This window comes from Streptomyces sp. DH37, from assembly GCF_029813835.1.
In the GTDB taxonomy this organism is placed as follows: Bacteria; Actinomycetota; Actinomycetes; order Streptomycetales; family Streptomycetaceae; genus Streptomyces.
On sequence record NZ_JARVKV010000223.1, the window covers coordinates 1 to 408 of the forward strand.

At 74.3% G+C, this 408-nt stretch carries 1 protein-coding gene; it reads left to right on the top strand.

Annotation, left to right across the window (positions count from 1 at the left end; all coding sequences use genetic code 11):
* Positions 1-408: PEP/pyruvate-binding domain-containing protein (locus QC029_RS30770; RefSeq protein WP_279559124.1), on the top strand; the 408-nt coding region annotated here is incomplete at both ends.

The following is a 408-nucleotide window of genomic DNA, read 5'->3' on the forward strand; positions in this document are numbered from 1 at the left end:
CCGGGCGCGAGGGCTTCGCCTGGGACTCCTACCGCCGCCTGATCCAGATGTTCGGCACCACGGTGCTGGGGATCGACGGGGCCCTGTTCTCCGAGGCGCTGGCCCGCCGCCCCGATCCGGGGCTCAGGCGGCTCCTGGTGGAGGACTTCAAGCGGATCGTGCGGGAGCGGGCGGGCGAGGAGTTCCCGCAGGACCCGGGCGAGCAGCTGCGGCGCTCGGTGCGGGCGGTGTTCTCCTCGTGGAACGGGGAGCGCGCCCGGGTCTACCGGCGCCGCGAGCACATCCCGGACGACCTGGGCACGGCCGTCAACGTCCAGGTGATGGTGTTCGGCAACACGGGCCCGGACTCGGGCACCGGTGTGGCCGTCACCCGCGACCCGGCCACCGGGCTGCAGGGCGTCTACGGCG